The organism is Mucilaginibacter psychrotolerans, assembly GCF_004519315.1.
Taxonomy (GTDB): Bacteria; Bacteroidota; Bacteroidia; order Sphingobacteriales; family Sphingobacteriaceae; genus Mucilaginibacter; species Mucilaginibacter psychrotolerans.
In genome coordinates this window covers 1-891 of record NZ_SOZE01000087.1, presented here as the reverse complement: position 1 = coordinate 891, position 891 = coordinate 1, and the positions used below count along the sequence as shown (strand labels likewise).

1 protein-coding gene is annotated in these 891 nt (G+C 46.2%); it reads right to left on the bottom strand.

Features of this window, described 5'->3' with window-relative positions; translation table 11 throughout:
• Positions 1-27: 27 nt before the first annotated feature.
• Positions 28-891 (bottom strand): transposase (locus E2R66_RS28140; protein ID WP_158288536.1); only part of this gene is annotated, 864 nt, incomplete at its 5' end.

Here is an 891-nt window from a genome sequence, read left to right as displayed (position 1 = left end):
TAGGGTTTGGTGAATAAGTCGACTGCCCTATATATTTAAAAGCAGTCTTTTCGGAGTGTATTTACCACTGTTTTGGATATGGTACCAGATAGGCACTAATTGTTCTTTTAGATAAGTTGCCATTATATATAGGATGCTGACAAGCATTTGAAAAACAGCTGAGGAAAAGTCCTTGAAGAACTTAACCAGGTTCATTACAAACATGATGCAGGCGATCCATGATTCAGATGTAGGGGCTGTGCGTGCTCTGATCTTATTGAGGTTGTACCCGTTTTTTCCTTGCCCGAATTTGCCTTCTATGTGGTTCCGTTCTCCCTGCTCCTTTTTAAACTTCCGTTTCTGGTAAGGTGTTTGCGGCGTTTTAGTTGGTCTGCCCAATGCTTTTCCGCTGTAGCGGATACCCCGGTCTTTCAACCATTGCCTATTCTCCCTGGCACCATAAATGGTATCGGTGATAACCACCTCCGGGTAGTGCCCGTTAAGTTCACGGTAGGCTTCTACCTGCCCGGGCAGATCGCGGCTTTCATTGTAGGCATCCCAACTCAGGGTATTGATGCGGACATAGCCCAGCTGCTCACTTACGCCCAGCTTGGCCCCAAACTCCACCATCGATTTGGCTTTTCCGCGCACAATGGCCCGCACATGGGGCTGATAGATGTTAACGATCCGGTCGGGATGGCTATGGCTTTTATCCCGGTGCATCTGTAACTGCTGGGCATAGATATGCTGGATGACCAGGTATATCTTATAGTCCCTTTTCGTAAAAGGGATCTGAGGGCAGCTATCCAGTAGTTTATCTATGGTGCCCAGGTTTCTTTTCAGGTAGTTCAGCTGTTTACCGATAGCTTTGTACAATTCTTTTTTGTTCTTTTTCTTCTTCTTTGCCGTGTT